Genomic DNA, 14,732 nt, shown 5'->3' with positions numbered 1-14,732 from the left:
CGACCCGGCATCGTGACGATTCTCCCCCATGCGGCACGCGCGGGAGGGGTTTGGACCCCGCCCGAAAACCCTAGGCTGACCCGCATGACGCAACCACCCAACCCTCCCTACGGCGCGCCCGACCCCTACGGGCAGCAGCCGCAGCAGCCCCCGCCCCAGCAGCCTCCCGCGGGCTACGGCCAGCCGGCGTACGGCGCGTACCAGCCGACCGGCGCCCCCGGCGGCCAGCCCGGGTACGGCCCTCCGGTCACCGGACCGTTCTTCATCAACTACCTCGGCCAGGAGCAGGGCCCGATCGAGTTCGGCCAGCTCGCCCAGATGGCCGTGTCCGGGCAGATCAAGCCGGACACCGCCGTCCGCACGGCCGACAGCCAGCAGTACGGGCTCGCCAAGGACGTGCCCGGCCTCTACTCCGACAAGGAGTGGCTGACCACGGTGCTGCTGTCGTGGCTGCTCGGCAGCTTCGGCGTGGACCGCTTCTTCCTCGGCTACACCGGTCTCGGCGTCGCCAAGCTGCTCACCTGCGGTGGCCTCGGCGTGTGGTCGATCATCGACCTGGTGCTGGTGCTGCTCCGCAAGATCCCCGACGCGCAGGGCCGACCGCTGCGCTGACGTCCCGGCCCCACCCATGTCCAGCACCCACGCGCCGGCGACCCGGCGACCGACGACCACCGAGGTGGTCGCGGCCGTCGGGGTCGTCGCGCTGGGCGCGAGCGTCCTGTTCTCGCCGGACCACATCGAGGACGGGCCGGTCATCTGCCCGTTCCGCCGGCTCACCGGGCTGCCGTGCCCCGGCTGCGGCCTGACCCGGTCCTGGGTCTACCTCACGCACGGCTGGTGGCGCGACTCGTTCCTCGCCCACCCCTTCGGCCCGCTGCTCGCCCTGGTCGTGCTGGCGCTCGGCGTCGCCGTCGTCCGGGCCCGGCTGCGCGGCGGCGTACCGCCCTCGCTCGACCGGCTGGTCCGCAACCCGCTCGCGGTCGTCGTCCTCGTCGCCTGGCTCGGCTTCGCGCTGGTCCGGGCCATCCTCGCCCTCTGAAGCACCGCGCCCCATGCGTTTTCGTCGTCCTGTCGGCGATTCCGTGACGAAAACGCATGGGGCGCGGTGGTCAGGACGCGTCGGGGTTGGCCTCGCCGCCGGGGGCGGCTCGGTGTGCACGGCGTGCCCGCCGAACTGGTTGCGCATCGCCGCGATCGCCTTCATGGCGGGGCTGTCGTCCTGGCGCGAGGTGAACCGCGCGAACAGCGAGGACGCGATGACGTGCAGGGGTACGGCGTTGTCGATCGCCGCCTGGACGGTCCACCGGCCCTCACCGGAGTCGTCGGCGTACCCGCGCAGCTGCTCGAGATGCTCGTCGGCCTCGATCGCCTCGGTGAGCAGGTCGAGCAGCCAGGAGCGGATGACGGTGCCGTGGCGCCAGGAGTCGAAGATCGCCGGGACGTTCTCGACGATGTCGACCTTCTCGAGCAGCTCCCAGCCCTCGGCGTAGGCCTGCATCATGGCGTACTCGATGCCGTTGTGGACCATCTTCGCGAAGTGCCCGGCGCCGGGCGTCGGGCCGGCGTGCACGGCGCCGCCCTCCTCGGGCTTGAGCGCGTCGAACGCCGGCTGCACCTTCGCGATGTCGTCGGGCGCGCCGCCGTACATCAGGGCGTAGCCGTTCTCGAGGCCCCACACCCCGCCGGACACGCCGCAGTCGACGAAGCCGATGCCCTTCTCGGCCAGCGACGCGGCGTTGATCGCGTCGTCGGTGTACTTGGAGTTGCCGCCGTCGACGACCAGGTCGCCCTCGCCGAGCAGCTCCTTGAGCTCGGCGACCGTCGAGCGGGTCGGGTCGCCGGCGGGCACCATCACCCACACGACCTTCGGCGCCGGCAGCGCCTCGACCATCGCAGCCAGGCTGGGGACGTCGGCGAGGTCCGGGTTGCGGTCGTAGCCGACCACGGTGTGGCCGGCGTCGCGCAGCCGGGTGCGCATGTTGCCGCCCATCTTGCCGAGTCCGACGAGTCCGATGTGCATCACGCATCTCCCTCTGGGTCGCTGGCGGATGGTGGGCCGAGCGGCCTCAGCTCAGCAGGCGGCGCGGCATCAGCAGGTAGCGGAAGGAGCCGCTCTCGGCGTCCTCCGCGCTCTCGTCGCCGGTGCCGCTGATGACGACCGGCTTCGAGGGCTGGGTGAAGGCCAGCTCGACGACCGGCTCGTCGATCGCGCTGAGGCCGTCGAGCAGGAAGGTCGGGTTGAAGCCCGTGACGAGCTCGTCGCCCTGGATGTCGGCGGCGACCGACTCGGACGCCTGGGCGTCGTCGCCGGAGCCGGCGTCGAGCACCAGCGCGCCGTCGCGGAAGCTCAGCTGGACGGCGGTGTTGCGGTCGGCGACGAGGGAGACCCGCTTGACCGACTCGATCAGCTCGGCCCGGTCGATCTTCGCGATCGTGAGCTTCTCGTTGGGGAACAGGCTGCGCACCTTGGGGAACTCGCCGTCGAGCAGTCGGGTCGTCGTACGACGTACGCCGCCGGGGCCGGTGCCCTCGAAGCCGATGATGCCGTCGCCCGCACCGGAGGCGGAGAGGGCGATGGTGACCTCGGGGCCCGCGGTCAGCGACTTCGCGGTGTCGCCGAGCACCTTGGCGGGCACCAGCGCGGCGAGGCTGGCGTCGGGCGTGCCGGGATTCCAGGTGAGCTCGCGCTGGGACAGCCGGAACCGGTCGGTCGCGAGCAGCGCGATCGTCGAGCCCTCGATCTCGACGCGGACGCCGGTGAGGACCGGCAGCATGTCGTCGCGGCCGGCGGCGGTGACCGCCTGGGCCACGGCGTGCGCGAAGGCCTCGCTGGGGACGGTGCCGGTCGCGGCCGGCATCTCCGGGATCGTCGGGTAGTCCTCGACCGGCAGCGTCTGCAGGGAGAACCGGGACGAGCCGCAGGTCAGCGAGACCCGGGCGCCGTCGAGGGTGAGATCGACCGGCTTGTTCGGGAGGCTGCGGCAGATGTCGGCGAGCAGCCGGCCGCTGACCAGCGCCTTGCCCTCGTCGCTCACCTCGGCCGCGAGGGTGGCACGCGCGGAGGTCTCGTAGTCGAACGTCGACAGCACCAGGCCGTCGTCGCCGGCCTCGATGAGGAGTCCGGCGAGCACGGGCGCGCTGGGCCGGACGGGCAGGCTGCGCGCAGCCCAGGCGACGGCGTCGGCGAGGACGTCGCGGTCGACACGGAACTTCACGTCGTCGTACCTCTCACATGGTTGATGGGAGTTGCATCCTGCCACGTCGCCCCTCAGCGGGGCGACGGGTGTGCGCCCTGCTCGCGCCGAGCGGGACACGATCCACAGATCGGGGGTCCGGAGGAGTTCCGGCGAACCAGGTCTTCATGTCGTCAGGGAGTGGTCATAGCGGTGGTGGAAACTGTGGAGAGCCGACGTTTCCGCAGGTGAGAGCGGACATGACCGGTGGATGACGGCTGTGGACGAAATCGGGTGTCACGAGCAGCGGTGTGGACCACCGGCCCGGTGTGGAGCGCCGGGTAGGTGCCTCCACGGAATCCTCCCCGTGTAGTTCTCACAGTTCCGTGGGCTTTCTCCACAGGTTCGCGGGCAAGCGCGCGGCCGTCGATATGCGACGCGCTCGCGCCAGTCAAGATTGCCGGGCCTGCATCTTGACGCGGTTGGTGAGCTCGCTGACCTGGTTGAAGACGGCGCGCCGCTCGCCGAGGAGCTGGTTGATCTTCCGCTCGGCGTACATGACCGTCGTGTGGTCGCGGTTGCCGAACTGCGCGCCGATCTTGGGCAGGGAGAGGCCGGTGAGCTCGCGGCACAGGTACATCGCGATCTGGCGGGCCATGACCAGGTGGCGGCCGCGGCTGGGGCCGGTGAGCTCGTCGATGGAGAGGCCGAAGTACGCCGCGGTCTGGGCGATGATCAGCGTCGCGGTGATCTCGGGCTCGCCGCCCTCGGGGATGAGGTCCTTGAGCACGATCTCGGCGAGGGTCATGTCGACGTCCTGCCGGTTGAGGTTGGCGAAGGCGGTGACCCGGATCAGGGCGCCCTCGAGCTCGCGGATGTTGGTCTGGATCTTGCTCGCGATGAACTCCAGCACGTCGGAGGGCGCGGTGAGCCGGTCCATGGCGGCCTTCTTGCGCAGGATCGCGATCCGGGTCTCGAGGTCGGGCGGCTGGACGTCGGTGATCAGGCCCCACTCGAACCGGTTGCGCAGCCGGTCCTCCAGCGCCTCGAGCCGCTTGGGCGGGCGGTCGGAGGTGAGCACGATCTGCTTGTTGGCGTTGTGGAGCGTGTTGAAGGTGTGGAAGAACTCCTCCTGGGTCTGCGTCTTGCCCTCGAGGAACTGGATGTCGTCGATGAGGAGCACGTCCACGTCGCGGTACTTCCGCTTGAACCGGTCCTGCCGGTCGTCGCGGATCGCGTTGATGAACTCGTTGGTGAACTCCTCGCTGGAGACGTAGCGCACCTTGGAGCCGGCGTAGATCGTGCGGACGTAGTGGCCGATCGCGTGCAGCAGGTGGGTCTTGCCGAGGCCGGACTCGCCGTAGACGAGCAGCGGGTTGTAGCTGCGGCCCGGCGCCTCGCTGACCGCGACGGCGGCCGCGTGGGGGAACCGGTTGGAGGAGCCGATGACGAAGGTCTCGAAGGTGTACTTCGGGTTCAGCCGCGACTCGCCGCTGGGCGTGGCCGCGGGGCCGGCGGTCGCGGCCGTGAGGTCGAGCGCTCCGATCGACGAGTCGACAGGTTGATTTGTCGACATGGCGACTTGTCGATCCGGCTCATAGGGCGCCGCCGCATAGCCGCCCGGCGCTCCGGCGTCGACGGCGTCGGGCGGGGCGGCGGTCTCGTAGGCCGGGCCGTCGTCGTACGGCGTCTCCTGGCCGAGCTCGTGGCGCAGCGAGCTGTCGACGGTCACCGCGAGCTGGACGTCGTGACCGAAGCGGATGGTCAGCGCGTCCTCGAGCTCGCCGCGCAGCCGGCCTTCGAGGCGCTTGCGGGTGAAGTCGTCGGGGACGGCGACGATCGCGGTCGTGCCGTGGAGGGTGACCGGGCGGCTGGCCTGGAGCCAGGCGCGCTGGTGGGTCTGCAGGTCGCCGACGACGGTGGCCCACTCCTGGACCAGCCGGGCGGTGGCCGGATCGAGGGGCGGCGCGTCCGGGGCGGGGCCGCCCGAGGTGCTCGTCTCGTCCTGGGGCTGATCCGGGTTGCCGGTCACGCCACTCCCTCTCGCTCGCGCTGGTCCCGGGAGCGGGGACGCGTCGGCTCCGGCGCTGGCTCCACAGGTTTGTCCACAGGTTGTGAACTCTTGCATCATCACGGTGACGATGCCGAACCGAGGCCTGTCCGATCCTCCCGGGATCGACTGTTTACGCAGGTCAGAGGAGCGTTCCCGAGAAGGAACGGGCAACTGCGCGACGCACGTCGACCAGGGCGGTCGGCACCGGCGGGGAAACCCGGATTCGTCGAACCTAACCGCCCGGTGCCGGTGGATCAACCCGCTATCCACAGGTTTTGACATCCCGTGCACGGTGCCCCGGGAGAGGTGCCGCAGGAGGCGTCGGTTTGACCCCCGATCCGGCGTCCGCGTACCGTTGATTGGTCAACCGGTGTTCGACCGGTGCCGCATGTCCACGACGCCTCGGTCTCCACCGGTCCTCGTGGCTGCGCGGTGCCGGCCGACGTGCTGCGCGGCTCCCGACCGGAGCTCGCTCCCGGCTGCCGGAGACCCTTCCCGACATTGCATCATCTGAGAGGTCGATCGTGAGCAAGCGGACGTACCAGCCCAACAACCGTCGTCGCCACAAGGTGCACGGTTTCCGACTGCGGATGCGCACCCGCGCCGGTCGCGCCATCCTGGCGAACCGTCGCCGGAAGGGCCGTCAGAGCCTGTCCGTCTGAGGACGGATCTGCGTGTCCGCCCAGCGGTTCCCGTGGGGCTGACCGTGCTCGCAGCCGACCACCGGCTCACCGACCCGGACCTGTTCCGGGCCGCCGGCCGCCGTGGTCACCGCGCCGGGTCGCGCACCCTCGTCGCCCACCTGCTGCTCCCTGACGAGCAGCAGGCCGTCGGCATGTCCGAGGAGCGGCCCGCGCGGGTCGGCTTCGTCGTCAGCAAGGCGGTCGGCGGGGCCGTCGTCCGCAACCGGGTCAGGCGGCGGCTGCGGCACGCCGTGCGCCCCGCGGTCCCGGACCTGCCCCCGGGTGCCGTGCTGGTGGTGCGGGCGCAGGCGGCGGCGGCCGAGGCGTCGTACCCGGAACTGTGCGCGGACCTCGCCCGTTGTCTGGACCGCGTGGGCACGCACGGGCGGGAGGCGCGATGAAGTGGTTGCTCATCGGCCTGGTGCGCGGCTACCAGCTCCTCATCAGCCCGTTCCTCGGTCCGACCTGCCGCTACTACCCGTCGTGCTCGGCGTACGCCGTGGAGGCGCTGCGGGTGCACGGCGCGCTCCGCGGCAGCTGGCTGGCGGTACGCCGACTGCTGCGCTGCCACCCGTGGGCGCCCGGTGGCGTCGACCACGTGCCGCCGCGGCGCGGCCACGACCACGCGGACCACTCCCCCACCCGCGCTGAGCGCGACCCCGACCTGCTGCCGGCGATCGTCGGCGGTCCCGACTCCCAACAAGGAGCCTGATCAGTGGGCATTATCGGCGACATCGGCCACTTCATCATGGTGCCGCTGTACTACATCGTCTCGGCGGTGCTGATCGGCTGGCACGAGCTGCTGAGCCTGATCGGGCTCGACCCGGCCGGCGGCCTCTCGTGGGCGCTGTCGATCATCGGCCTCACGCTGGTGATCCGGGCGGCCCTGATCCCGCTGTTCGTCAAGCAGATCAAGTCCAGCCGCAACATGCAGCTGCTGCAGCCCAAGGTGAAGGAGCTGCAGAAGAAGTACGGCCACGACCGGCAGAAGCTGGCCGAAGAGACGATGAAGCTCTACAAGGACGCCGGGACGAACCCGTTCGCGTCGTGCCTGCCGATCCTGATGCAGATGCCGATCTTCTTCGCGTTGTTCCGGCTCCTCGACCAGGCGGCGCGCAGCGGCAAGGCGCACGGCTTCCTCGACGCCGACCGGGCCAAGCAGTTCGGCCAGTCCGAGATCTTCGGGGCGATCCCGCTCAAGGAGTCGTTCTGGAACTCGCGCACCTGGGGCGACGAGCCGCACGGCCTGGTCATGGTGGTCGCCCTGATCCTGGTGCTCGCGATGACCGCGACCACCTTCACCACGCAGCGCCAGCTGATGGCCAAGAACATGCCGGCCGAGGCGATGAGCGGCCCGTACGCCCAGCAGCAGAAGATGCTGCTCTACATCCTCCCGGTGGCCTTCGGCCTCGGTGGCGTGGCGTTCCCGATCGGCGTCCTCCTCTACTGGACCACCTCGAACCTGTGGACCATGTGCCAGCAGTTCTACGTCATCCGCAACAACCCCGCGCCCGGCACGCCCGCCTTCGCGGCCAAGGAGGAGCGCGACCGGGCCAAGGCCGCCCGGCACGGCCGGACCCCGACCGAGACCGTCGTCGAGGAGAAGGTCGAGGAGGGGCGCCGGCCCGCGACGCGGCAGCAGCCGAAGCGGCAGAGCCGCTCGCAGCGCAAGGGCGGCACCACCCAGAGCAAGCCCGGCGGGCAGGCGAGGAAGTCGCCGCCCGAGGGCAAGGACGAGACCACGAACCACGAGGGAGACAGCAAGTGAGCGCCGAGATCGAGACCGATGTGGTGGCCGAGAACATGACCGACGACGTGGCCGAGGCAGCGACGGCAGACGTCGCGGACGACGTGACGGGTGACGTCCTCGAGGACGCCGACGAGGACGCCACCGAGGACGGGACGAGCGCCGACGAGGCGGCGGACGCCGAGCAGGACGCGCCGGCTGGGGAGAGCGACCGGGTGGCCCGGCTCGAGCAGGAGGGCGACATCGCCGCCGACTACCTCGAGGAGCTGCTCGACATCGCCGACCTGGACGGCGACCTGGACATCGACGTGGAGGCCGACCGGGCCGCCGTGTCGATCGTCGGCGCCGACCTGAGCCAGCTGGTGGGCCGCGACGGCAAGGTGCTCGAGGCCCTGCAGGAGCTCACTCGGCTCGCCGTCTACCGCGAGACCGGCGAGCGGTCCCGGCTGATGCTCGACATCTCCGGCTACCGTGCCGACAAGCGGACCCGGCTCACCCAGCTCGGCGCCGACACGGCGGCGCAGGTCGCCGCCTCGGGCGAGCCGGTCTCGCTGGAGCCGATGTCTCCCTTCGAGCGCAAGATCGTCCACGACGCGGTCGCCGCTGCGGGCCTCCGCTCGGAGTCGGCCGGCGTCGAGCCGCGGCGGTACGTCGTCGTACTGCCGGCCTGACGCTCGCGGTCGACGTTTCACGTGAAACACGACGACTCCGCACCCCCGGTGTCCCCCGGTCCTCCGGACCGTGAGGGCCCGGGGGTGCTGTCTGCTCCCCCGGCGGTCCTGGCGGAGGTCTTCCCCGCCGACCGCATCGATCTCGTGCTGGCGTACGCCGAGCTGCTGGCGACCGACGGTGTCGTCCGCGGCCTCATCGGCCCCCGCGAGACCCCCCGGCTCTGGGAGCGCCACCTGATCAACTGCGGCCTGCTGGCCGCCGCCCTGCCCGCCGACGCGACGGTCGCCGACGTCGGGTCCGGAGCGGGCCTGCCCGGCCTGGTTCTCGCGATCGCCCGTCCCGATGTGCGGGTGACGCTGATCGAGCCCCTGCTGCGCCGGACCACCTTCCTCGAGGAGGCCGTCGCGCGCCTCCGCCTCGACAACGTGACCGTGGTCCGCGGGCGGGCCGACGCCGTGCACGGCCTCGCGTCGTACGACGTCGTGACCGCCCGGGCCGTCACCGCCCTCGACCAGCTCGCCACCTGGTGCATGCCCCTGGTGGCGCCGACCGGCGCGCTGCTGGCGATGAAGGGCAGCAGCGCGGCCGAGGAGGTCGCAGCGGCCGAGGAGACCTGTCGCCGGCTGGGGTGCGCCCCGGCCGTGATCGAGGAGCTGGGTACCGAGCTCGCCGCCGAGGGCGCGGTCGAGCCGATTCGCATCGTCCGTCTGTCGTGGGCCGATCCGACCCGCGTATCGTTGCCGCTTCGTGGCCAGCGCGTTCCTCGGGGTTCGCGTGGGGGGAAGCCGCGAAGGAAGAGGAGGAAGTCGTGAGTGACTCGTTAGGCCCCGGTCCCGGGTTTTCCACCGGTCCGGAGGCGAGTGCTGAGCGTGAGTCTCCACAGAACCTCCCTGGTTATCCACAGGGCGACCCCGAACGGGTCGGTCCCGGAGACCGGTTGGTTTCACGTGGAACCGACGCCGTCGGCCCGGTCGACGTTTCACGTGAAACGCCCGGGACCACCACCTCGCCGCCGCTCACCGCGGCCCAGCTCGCCGAGCGGACGGCCGGGTTCGAGGACGACCTCACTCCCCTCGCCCGGGCGGCCCAGGCGACGGTGATGGTCCGCGCCGGCATCCCCCAGGAGCAGCTCGACCGGCCCTCGGAGACCCGGGTGTTCGTCGTGGCGAACCAGAAGGGCGGTGTCGGCAAGACGACGTCCACGGTCAACCTCGCGGCCGCGCTCACCCAGCTCGGGCAGCGGGTGCTGGTCATCGACCTCGACCCGCAGGGCAATGCCTCCACGGCGCTCAACATCGAGCACCGGCAGGGCACCCTGTCGTCGTACGAGCTCCTCGTCGACGGCGTCGCGATCGCCGACATCGTGCAGCCGTGCCCCGACGCCTCCGGCCTGTGGGTCGTGCCCGCGACCATCGACCTGGCCGGCGCCGAGATCGAGCTGGTCAGCGTCGTCGCCCGGGAGCAGCGGCTGAAGAAGGCGCTGGACGCCCACCCCCGGATCGGCACCGCCGCCGCGATCGGCGAGGAGCGCTTCGACTACGTCTTCATCGACTGCCCGCCCTCGCTCGGGCTGCTCACCCTCAACGCGCTCGTGGCCGGGGCGGAGATGCTGATCCCGATCCAGGCGGAGTACTACGCTCTCGAGGGCCTCGGCCAGCTGCTCGCCACCGTCGACATGGTGCGCGCCCACCTCAACCCGGAGCTCGCGGTGTCGACCATCGTCCTCACCATGTACGACGCCCGCACCCGGCTCGCCGCCGGCGTCGCGCAGGAGGTGCGCGACCACTTCGGCGACCAGGTCCTCAAGACCGCCATCCCGCGATCGGTGCGCGTGTCCGAGGCGCCGTCGTACGGCCAGACCGTGATGACCTACGATCCCGGTTCGCCCGGCGCGCTGAGCTACCTCGAGGCAGCGCGCGAGATCGTCACCCGAGGGAGCCTCTCGTGAGTTCCAGCACCCCCCGCCGCGGCCTCGGCCGGGGCCTCGGCTCGCTCATCCCGACCGCGCCGCCCACGCCCGCTCCCGGCAGCGCCGAGGCGGCCGGTGTCAACTCCGGCGCCCAGGATCCGGACTTTGCCGCTGGAGCCACGTCCAGCACCTCGGCGGACCCCGGGTCCACCGGGGCCGCGAACGGCGCTCAGATCGCGGATTCGGGTCTGCGGCCCGTCGACGGCGCCTACTTCGCCGAGCTGCCCGTCGACCAGATCGCGCCCAACGCGGTGAACCCGCGGACCGTCTTCGACGAGGAGGCGATGGCCGAGCTGGTCCACTCGGTCAAGGAGATCGGCCTCCTGCAGCCGGTCGTCGTCCGTCGGACCGGCCCGGACGCCTACGAGCTGGTCATGGGCGAGCGTCGCTGGCGCGCCACCCAGCAGGCCGGTCTCGCCACGATCCCCGCGATCGTCCGCGAGACCGACGACACCGACATGCTCCGCGACGCGCTGCTGGAGAACCTGCACCGCAGCAACCTCAACCCGCTCGAGGAGGCGGCCGCCTACCAGCAGCTGCTCGAGGACTTCTCCTGCACGCACGACGAGCTGGCCCAGCGGATCGGCCGCTCCCGCCCCCAGATCAGCAACACGCTGCGCCTCCTCAAGCTCTCCCCCGCCGTCCAGCGCCGGGTCGCCGCCGGCGTGCTGTCCGCCGGACACGCCCGCGCCCTGCTGGGTGTCGGCGACGCCGAGCAGCAGGACCGCCTCGCCCAGCGCGTCGTCGCCGAGGGCATCTCGGTGCGCGGCCTGGAGGAGATCGTCGCGGTCGGCGACGGCACCGGCGGTACGACGTCCCGCCCCCGCCGCGCGAAGCCGCAGGCACCGGGCCTGGGCGAGCTCTCCGAGCGGCTCGGGGACCGGCTGGAGACCCGGGTCAAGATCGACCTCGGCAAGGCCAAGGGCCGGATCACCATCGAGTTCGCCAACACCGGCGACCTCCAGCGGATCGTCGACCTGATCGACCCAAGGAACCGGCGCGACCGCCCGATCTGAGGCAGCAGTGGCCGCCGGTGACCTCGAAAGCCCGGGTCAGCTAAGTGCAGGAATCACCGCTTCGGCGGTGATTCCTGCACTTAGTGGCCGTTGCAACGGTCAAGAAGTGCCAGTTTCGGTCAACAAGCAGGCCACTTTCATCGGAACGTGGCTTTGTCGACAAAGACCTAAAGCGACTTGTGGCTAGAAAGACAAAACCACAGTGGTCCCAGAGGTTTCACGGGAAACATGGGTCACGAGGCGTTGCGCTTCTCCGCCGCCTTCGCCCTGCGCCTCGCGGCGCGCTCCCGGAGCTCCTCCTTGTCGAGGCGGTCGGCCTCGTCGGGCGTGGGCGCGGAGCCGCCGAACCGGGCGGGGATCCACCAGCTGCCCGGCCTCTTCTCGTCCTCGGGGTACTCCGCGATCACCTCGTCCAGCATCCGCTGCATAGCGGCGCGCAGCTCGGCGGTCTCCGCGGTGACGTCCTCGCCCGTGGGGTACAGCGGCTCGCCGACCTTGACCACGATCGTCTTGGCCGAGCGGGAGAAGTCCTTGGGGTGGTCCTTGGTCATCAGGCGGTGGGCGCCCCACACGATCACCGGGATGAGGGGTACGCCGGCGTCGGCCGCGATCCGTGCGGCGCCGGACTTGAGCTCCTTGATCTCGAAGGAGCGGGAGATGGTGGCCTCGGGGTAGATGCCGACGACCTCGCCGGACTTCAGGTACGCCAGCGCGTCCTTCATCGACTGCACACCCGAGGACCGGTCGACGCGGATGTGGTGGAACGAGCGGAGGAGGTGCCCGACCCCCGGCTTGTCCATCATCTCCTTCTTGATCATGAACCGGACCAGGCGCCGCCGCGGCTCGGCGCCGGCGCCGGCGTAGATGAAGTCGATGTAGCCGGTGTGGTTGATGGCCAGGAGGGCGCCGCCCTTGCGCGGGATGGACTCCGAGCCGCTGACCACGACCCGCTGGCGCATCAGCTTGAAGAGCACCTTGGCGGTGACGATGACGGGCGGGTAGGTGATGTCGAGCACCGGTGCAGTCTGACAGGCCCACCCAGCACAGTGCGACTGCGTGTCACGCAGACCCGCGGGCGGGAACTGTTCCCGGCGAACAAAAATCAGCGGCGGGTGGCGAGGAAGTCGGCGATCCGCCCGATCGCCTCCTCGAGCACCTCCACATCGGGGAGGGTGACCAGCCGGAAGTGGTCGGGCTCGAACCAGTTGAAGCCGGTGCCGTGGGTGACGAGGATCTTCTTGGCCCGCAGCAGCTCGATCACGAAGCTCTCGTCGTCGTCGATCGGGTACATCTCCGGGTCCAGCCGCGGGAAGCAGTACAGGGCGCCGCGGGGACGGACCGAGGAGACGCCGGGGATCTCGTTGAGCAGCCGGTCGGCGAGCATGGACTGCTCGTAGAAGCGGCCGCCCGGCACGATCAGCTCGTTGATCGACTGGTAGCCGCCGAGCGCGGTCTGGATGGCGTGCTGGGCGGGCACATTGGCGCACATGCGCATGTTGGAGAGGGTGGTGAGGCCCTCGAGGAAGTCCTCGGCGAGCTCCTTCGGCCCCGAGATCATCACCCAGCCGGCGCGGTAGCCGCAGACCCGGTACGCCTTGGACAGACCGCTGAAGGTCAGGCAGAGGACGTCGTTGCCCGCTGCCTCGGCGGCGTGGTGGTGGACCGCGTCGTCGAACAGGATCTTCTCGTAGATCTCGTCGGAGAAGAGGACCAGGTCGTGGCGCCGGGCGATGTCGACCAGCTTCGCGACCATCTCCTTGCTGTAGACGGCACCCGTGGGGTTGTTGGGGTTGATGATCACCAGGCCGTGGGTGTTCTCGGTGATCTTCGACTCGATGTCGTCGAGGTCGGGCATCCAGCCGTTCTCCTCGTCGCACCGGTAGTGCACCGGCGTACCGCCGGACAGCGACACCGCGCCCGTCCACAGCGGGTAGTCCGGCGCCGGCACGAGGATCTCGTTGCCGTCGTCGAGGAAGGTCTGCAGGACCATCGAGATCATCTCGGAGACGCCGTTGCCGATGAAGATGTCGTCGACGGCCGTGTCCTTCAGGCCCCGGGACTGGTAGTACTGCGCCACCGCCGTGCGCGCGGAGTAGATGCCGCGGGAGTCGGAGTAGCCCTGGGCGTCGGGCAGGTTGTGCACCATGTCGGCCACGATCGCCTCGGGGGCCTCGAACCCGAAGGGCGCCGGGTTGCCGATGTTGAGCTTGAGGATCTTGTGGCCCTCGGCCTCCAGCCGCTGGGCCTCGACCAGGATCGGTCCCCGGACGTCGTAGCGGACGTTGCGAAGCTTCTGGCTCTGGCGGATCTTGCGCACGAGCATCATCCTCTCAGGTCCGCGCCACCCCTTTTTGGCGGCGTTCGCGCGCGTACCATTCTCGGGTGTGGCCCGGACCACGGTCCCCCTCACGCTCGACCTGCTCGACGCCCTCGATGCGCCGTGCCGAACCTGCCTGTTCTGGGAGCGGGAGCCGGTGCACCGCGAGCGCCTCGACGCCGACGAGCGCGCGGCCGAGAAGGAGGCCTGGGTCTCCGAGCTGCTGCGGGAGTGGGGGTCCTGCGGCCGGGTGGCGGTGGTCGACGGCCGGCCCGTCGGCTACCTCGTCTACGCCCCCGCGTCCTATGTCCCCGGGGCCGCGGCGTTCCCGACCGCGCCGGTGTCGCCGGACGCGGTGCTGATGACGACCGCCTGGGTGCGCCCGGAGTACGCCGGCAGCGGGATCGGCCGGCTGCTGGTGCAGGGGATGGCGCGCGATCTCGTCGGCCGCGACGGGATCCGGGCCGTGGAGGCCTTCGCCCGCGCCGGTCGCGCCGCGCGGGGTGGTCCGCTGCGCGCACCGGAGTGCGTCGTACCGGCGGACTTCCTGGCGCGCGTCGGCTTCAAGACCCAGCGCGCCCACCCCCGCACGCCGCGGATGCGGATGGAGATGCGCTCGCTGGTCACCTGGCGCGGCGAGGTGGAGGCCGCGTGGGAGCGGATCGTGGGCGCCGTACGGCGGCCGAAGCCCGCGCCGGCGCCCGTCCCCCGGGAAGCACGAAACCCCCGGCCCTGACGGGGCCGGGGGCTGTCGCCACGTGCTCGGGCAATCAGGACAGGAACTCGTCCAGCTCCTTGAGGATCGCGGCCTTCGGGCGGGCGCCGACGATGGTCTTCGCGACCTCGCCGTTCTGGTAGACGTTGATGGTCGGGATGCCCGTGACGCGGTACGACGCCGGGGTGACCGGGTTCTCGTCGACGTTCATCTTCAAGAAGGTGATCTTGTCACCGTGGGCGCCGGCGATCTCGTCGAGGATCGGGGCGACCTGGCGGCACGGGCCGCACCACTCGGCCCAGAAGTCCACGAGGACGGGCTTGTCGGACTTGAGGACCTGCGCGTCGAACTCGGCGTCGGTCACGGCGTTGATGTTGTCGGCCACGG

At 70.8% G+C, this 14,732-nt stretch carries 16 protein-coding genes and 1 pseudogene; 11 read left to right on the top strand and 6 right to left on the bottom strand.

The window, feature by feature from the left end:
• Positions 1-84 precede the first annotated feature (84 nt).
• Together FIV44_RS15080 and FIV44_RS34070 are read left to right on the top strand one after the other, a co-directional pair.
• Positions 85-612, top strand: coding sequence for an NINE protein (locus tag FIV44_RS15080; protein ID WP_141005147.1), 528 nt, complete (start codon positions 85-87; stop codon positions 610-612).
• 16 nt (positions 613-628) lie between these two features.
• On the top strand, positions 629-1,039 hold the full coding sequence (locus FIV44_RS34070) for a DUF2752 domain-containing protein (protein ID WP_141007900.1): 411 nt from the start codon (positions 629-631) through the stop codon (positions 1,037-1,039).
• Between the two features lie 171 nt (positions 1,040-1,210).
• Here the strand turns inward: FIV44_RS34070 and FIV44_RS15070 are convergent.
• The 3 genes and pseudogenes from FIV44_RS15070 to dnaA all read right to left on the bottom strand — a co-directional run.
• Positions 1,211-1,978, bottom strand: a pseudogene (locus FIV44_RS15070) (NADP(+)-dependent, decarboxylating phosphogluconate dehydrogenase); the annotation flags it as partial.
• Positions 1,979-2,066: 88 nt separating this feature from the next.
• On the bottom strand, positions 2,067-3,215 hold the full coding sequence (gene dnaN / locus FIV44_RS15065) for a DNA polymerase III subunit beta (protein ID WP_141005146.1): 1,149 nt from the start codon (positions 3,213-3,215) through the stop codon (positions 2,067-2,069).
• Positions 3,216-3,624: 409 nt separating this feature from the next.
• The gene (gene dnaA, locus FIV44_RS15060; RefSeq protein WP_181411237.1) at positions 3,625-5,112 is read right to left on the bottom strand and encodes a chromosomal replication initiator protein DnaA; all 1,488 of its coding nucleotides are present in this window, start codon (positions 5,110-5,112) and stop codon (positions 3,625-3,627) included.
• A gap of 638 nt (positions 5,113-5,750) precedes the next feature.
• Here dnaA and rpmH point away from each other — a divergent pair.
• The 8 genes from rpmH (at position 5,751) to FIV44_RS15020 (ending at position 11,313) form a co-directional block, all read left to right on the top strand.
• Positions 5,751-5,888, top strand: coding sequence for a 50S ribosomal protein L34 (gene rpmH / locus FIV44_RS15055; RefSeq protein WP_141005144.1), 138 nt, complete (start codon positions 5,751-5,753; stop codon positions 5,886-5,888).
• Positions 5,889-5,932: 44 nt separating this feature from the next.
• Positions 5,933-6,310 carry a ribonuclease P protein component gene (rnpA, locus tag FIV44_RS15050; RefSeq protein ID WP_141005143.1) on the top strand — a complete coding sequence of 126 codons (378 nt, stop codon included), beginning with the start codon at positions 5,933-5,935 and terminating at the stop codon, positions 6,308-6,310.
• A complete protein-coding gene (gene yidD / locus FIV44_RS15045) occupies positions 6,307-6,621 on the top strand; it encodes a membrane protein insertion efficiency factor YidD (protein WP_141005142.1) in 315 nt (104 codons plus the stop codon). The genes rnpA and yidD overlap by 4 nt, the downstream gene beginning before the upstream one ends.
• 36 nt (positions 6,622-6,657) lie before the next feature.
• On the top strand, positions 6,658-7,677 hold the full coding sequence (gene yidC / locus FIV44_RS15040) for a membrane protein insertase YidC (protein ID WP_246087033.1): 1,020 nt from the start codon (positions 6,658-6,660) through the stop codon (positions 7,675-7,677).
• A gap of 35 nt (positions 7,678-7,712) precedes the next feature.
• On the top strand, positions 7,713-8,327 hold the full coding sequence (locus FIV44_RS15035) for a Jag family protein (protein ID WP_141007899.1): 615 nt from the start codon (positions 7,713-7,715) through the stop codon (positions 8,325-8,327).
• An 84-nt stretch (positions 8,328-8,411) separates the two neighbouring features.
• Positions 8,412-9,140, top strand: coding sequence for a 16S rRNA (guanine(527)-N(7))-methyltransferase RsmG (gene rsmG / locus FIV44_RS15030; RefSeq protein ID WP_141005140.1), 729 nt, complete (start codon positions 8,412-8,414; stop codon positions 9,138-9,140).
• Between the two features lie 125 nt (positions 9,141-9,265).
• Positions 9,266-10,276, top strand: a complete 1,011-nt coding sequence (locus FIV44_RS15025) for a ParA family protein (RefSeq protein WP_342778898.1) — start codon at positions 9,266-9,268, stop codon at positions 10,274-10,276.
• Positions 10,273-11,313 carry a ParB/RepB/Spo0J family partition protein gene (locus FIV44_RS15020; protein ID WP_141005139.1) on the top strand — a complete coding sequence of 347 codons (1,041 nt, stop codon included), beginning with the start codon at positions 10,273-10,275 and terminating at the stop codon, positions 11,311-11,313. The genes FIV44_RS15025 and FIV44_RS15020 overlap by 4 nt, the downstream gene beginning before the upstream one ends.
• Positions 11,314-11,546: 233 nt before the next feature.
• Here FIV44_RS15020 and FIV44_RS15015 read toward each other — a convergent pair whose 3' ends face one another.
• Positions 11,547-12,329 (bottom strand): lysophospholipid acyltransferase family protein, encoded by a 783-nt coding sequence (locus FIV44_RS15015; RefSeq protein ID WP_141005138.1) that lies wholly within the window; start codon positions 12,327-12,329, stop codon positions 11,547-11,549.
• Between the two features lie 86 nt (positions 12,330-12,415).
• The gene (locus FIV44_RS15010) at positions 12,416-13,630 is read right to left on the bottom strand and encodes a pyridoxal phosphate-dependent aminotransferase (RefSeq protein ID WP_141005137.1); all 1,215 of its coding nucleotides are present in this window, start codon (positions 13,628-13,630) and stop codon (positions 12,416-12,418) included.
• A 67-nt stretch (positions 13,631-13,697) separates the two neighbouring features.
• On the opposite strand from FIV44_RS15010, the gene FIV44_RS15005 reads away from it, so the two are divergent.
• Positions 13,698-14,366, top strand: a complete 669-nt coding sequence (locus FIV44_RS15005) for a GNAT family N-acetyltransferase (protein ID WP_141005136.1) — start codon at positions 13,698-13,700, stop codon at positions 14,364-14,366.
• A 34-nt stretch (positions 14,367-14,400) separates the two neighbouring features.
• On the opposite strand, the gene trxA is transcribed toward FIV44_RS15005, so the two are convergent.
• Positions 14,401-14,730 (bottom strand): thioredoxin, encoded by a 330-nt coding sequence (gene trxA, locus FIV44_RS15000; protein ID WP_141005135.1) that lies wholly within the window; start codon positions 14,728-14,730, stop codon positions 14,401-14,403.
• Between the last annotated feature and the right edge of the window lie 2 nt (positions 14,731-14,732).

The sequence above is a fragment of the Nocardioides humi genome (assembly GCF_006494775.1).
Taxonomy (GTDB): Bacteria; Actinomycetota; Actinomycetes; order Propionibacteriales; family Nocardioidaceae; genus Nocardioides; species Nocardioides humi.
Note: the sequence above shows the minus strand (reverse complement) of the source record. Positions and strands in the feature narration are given on the sequence as shown.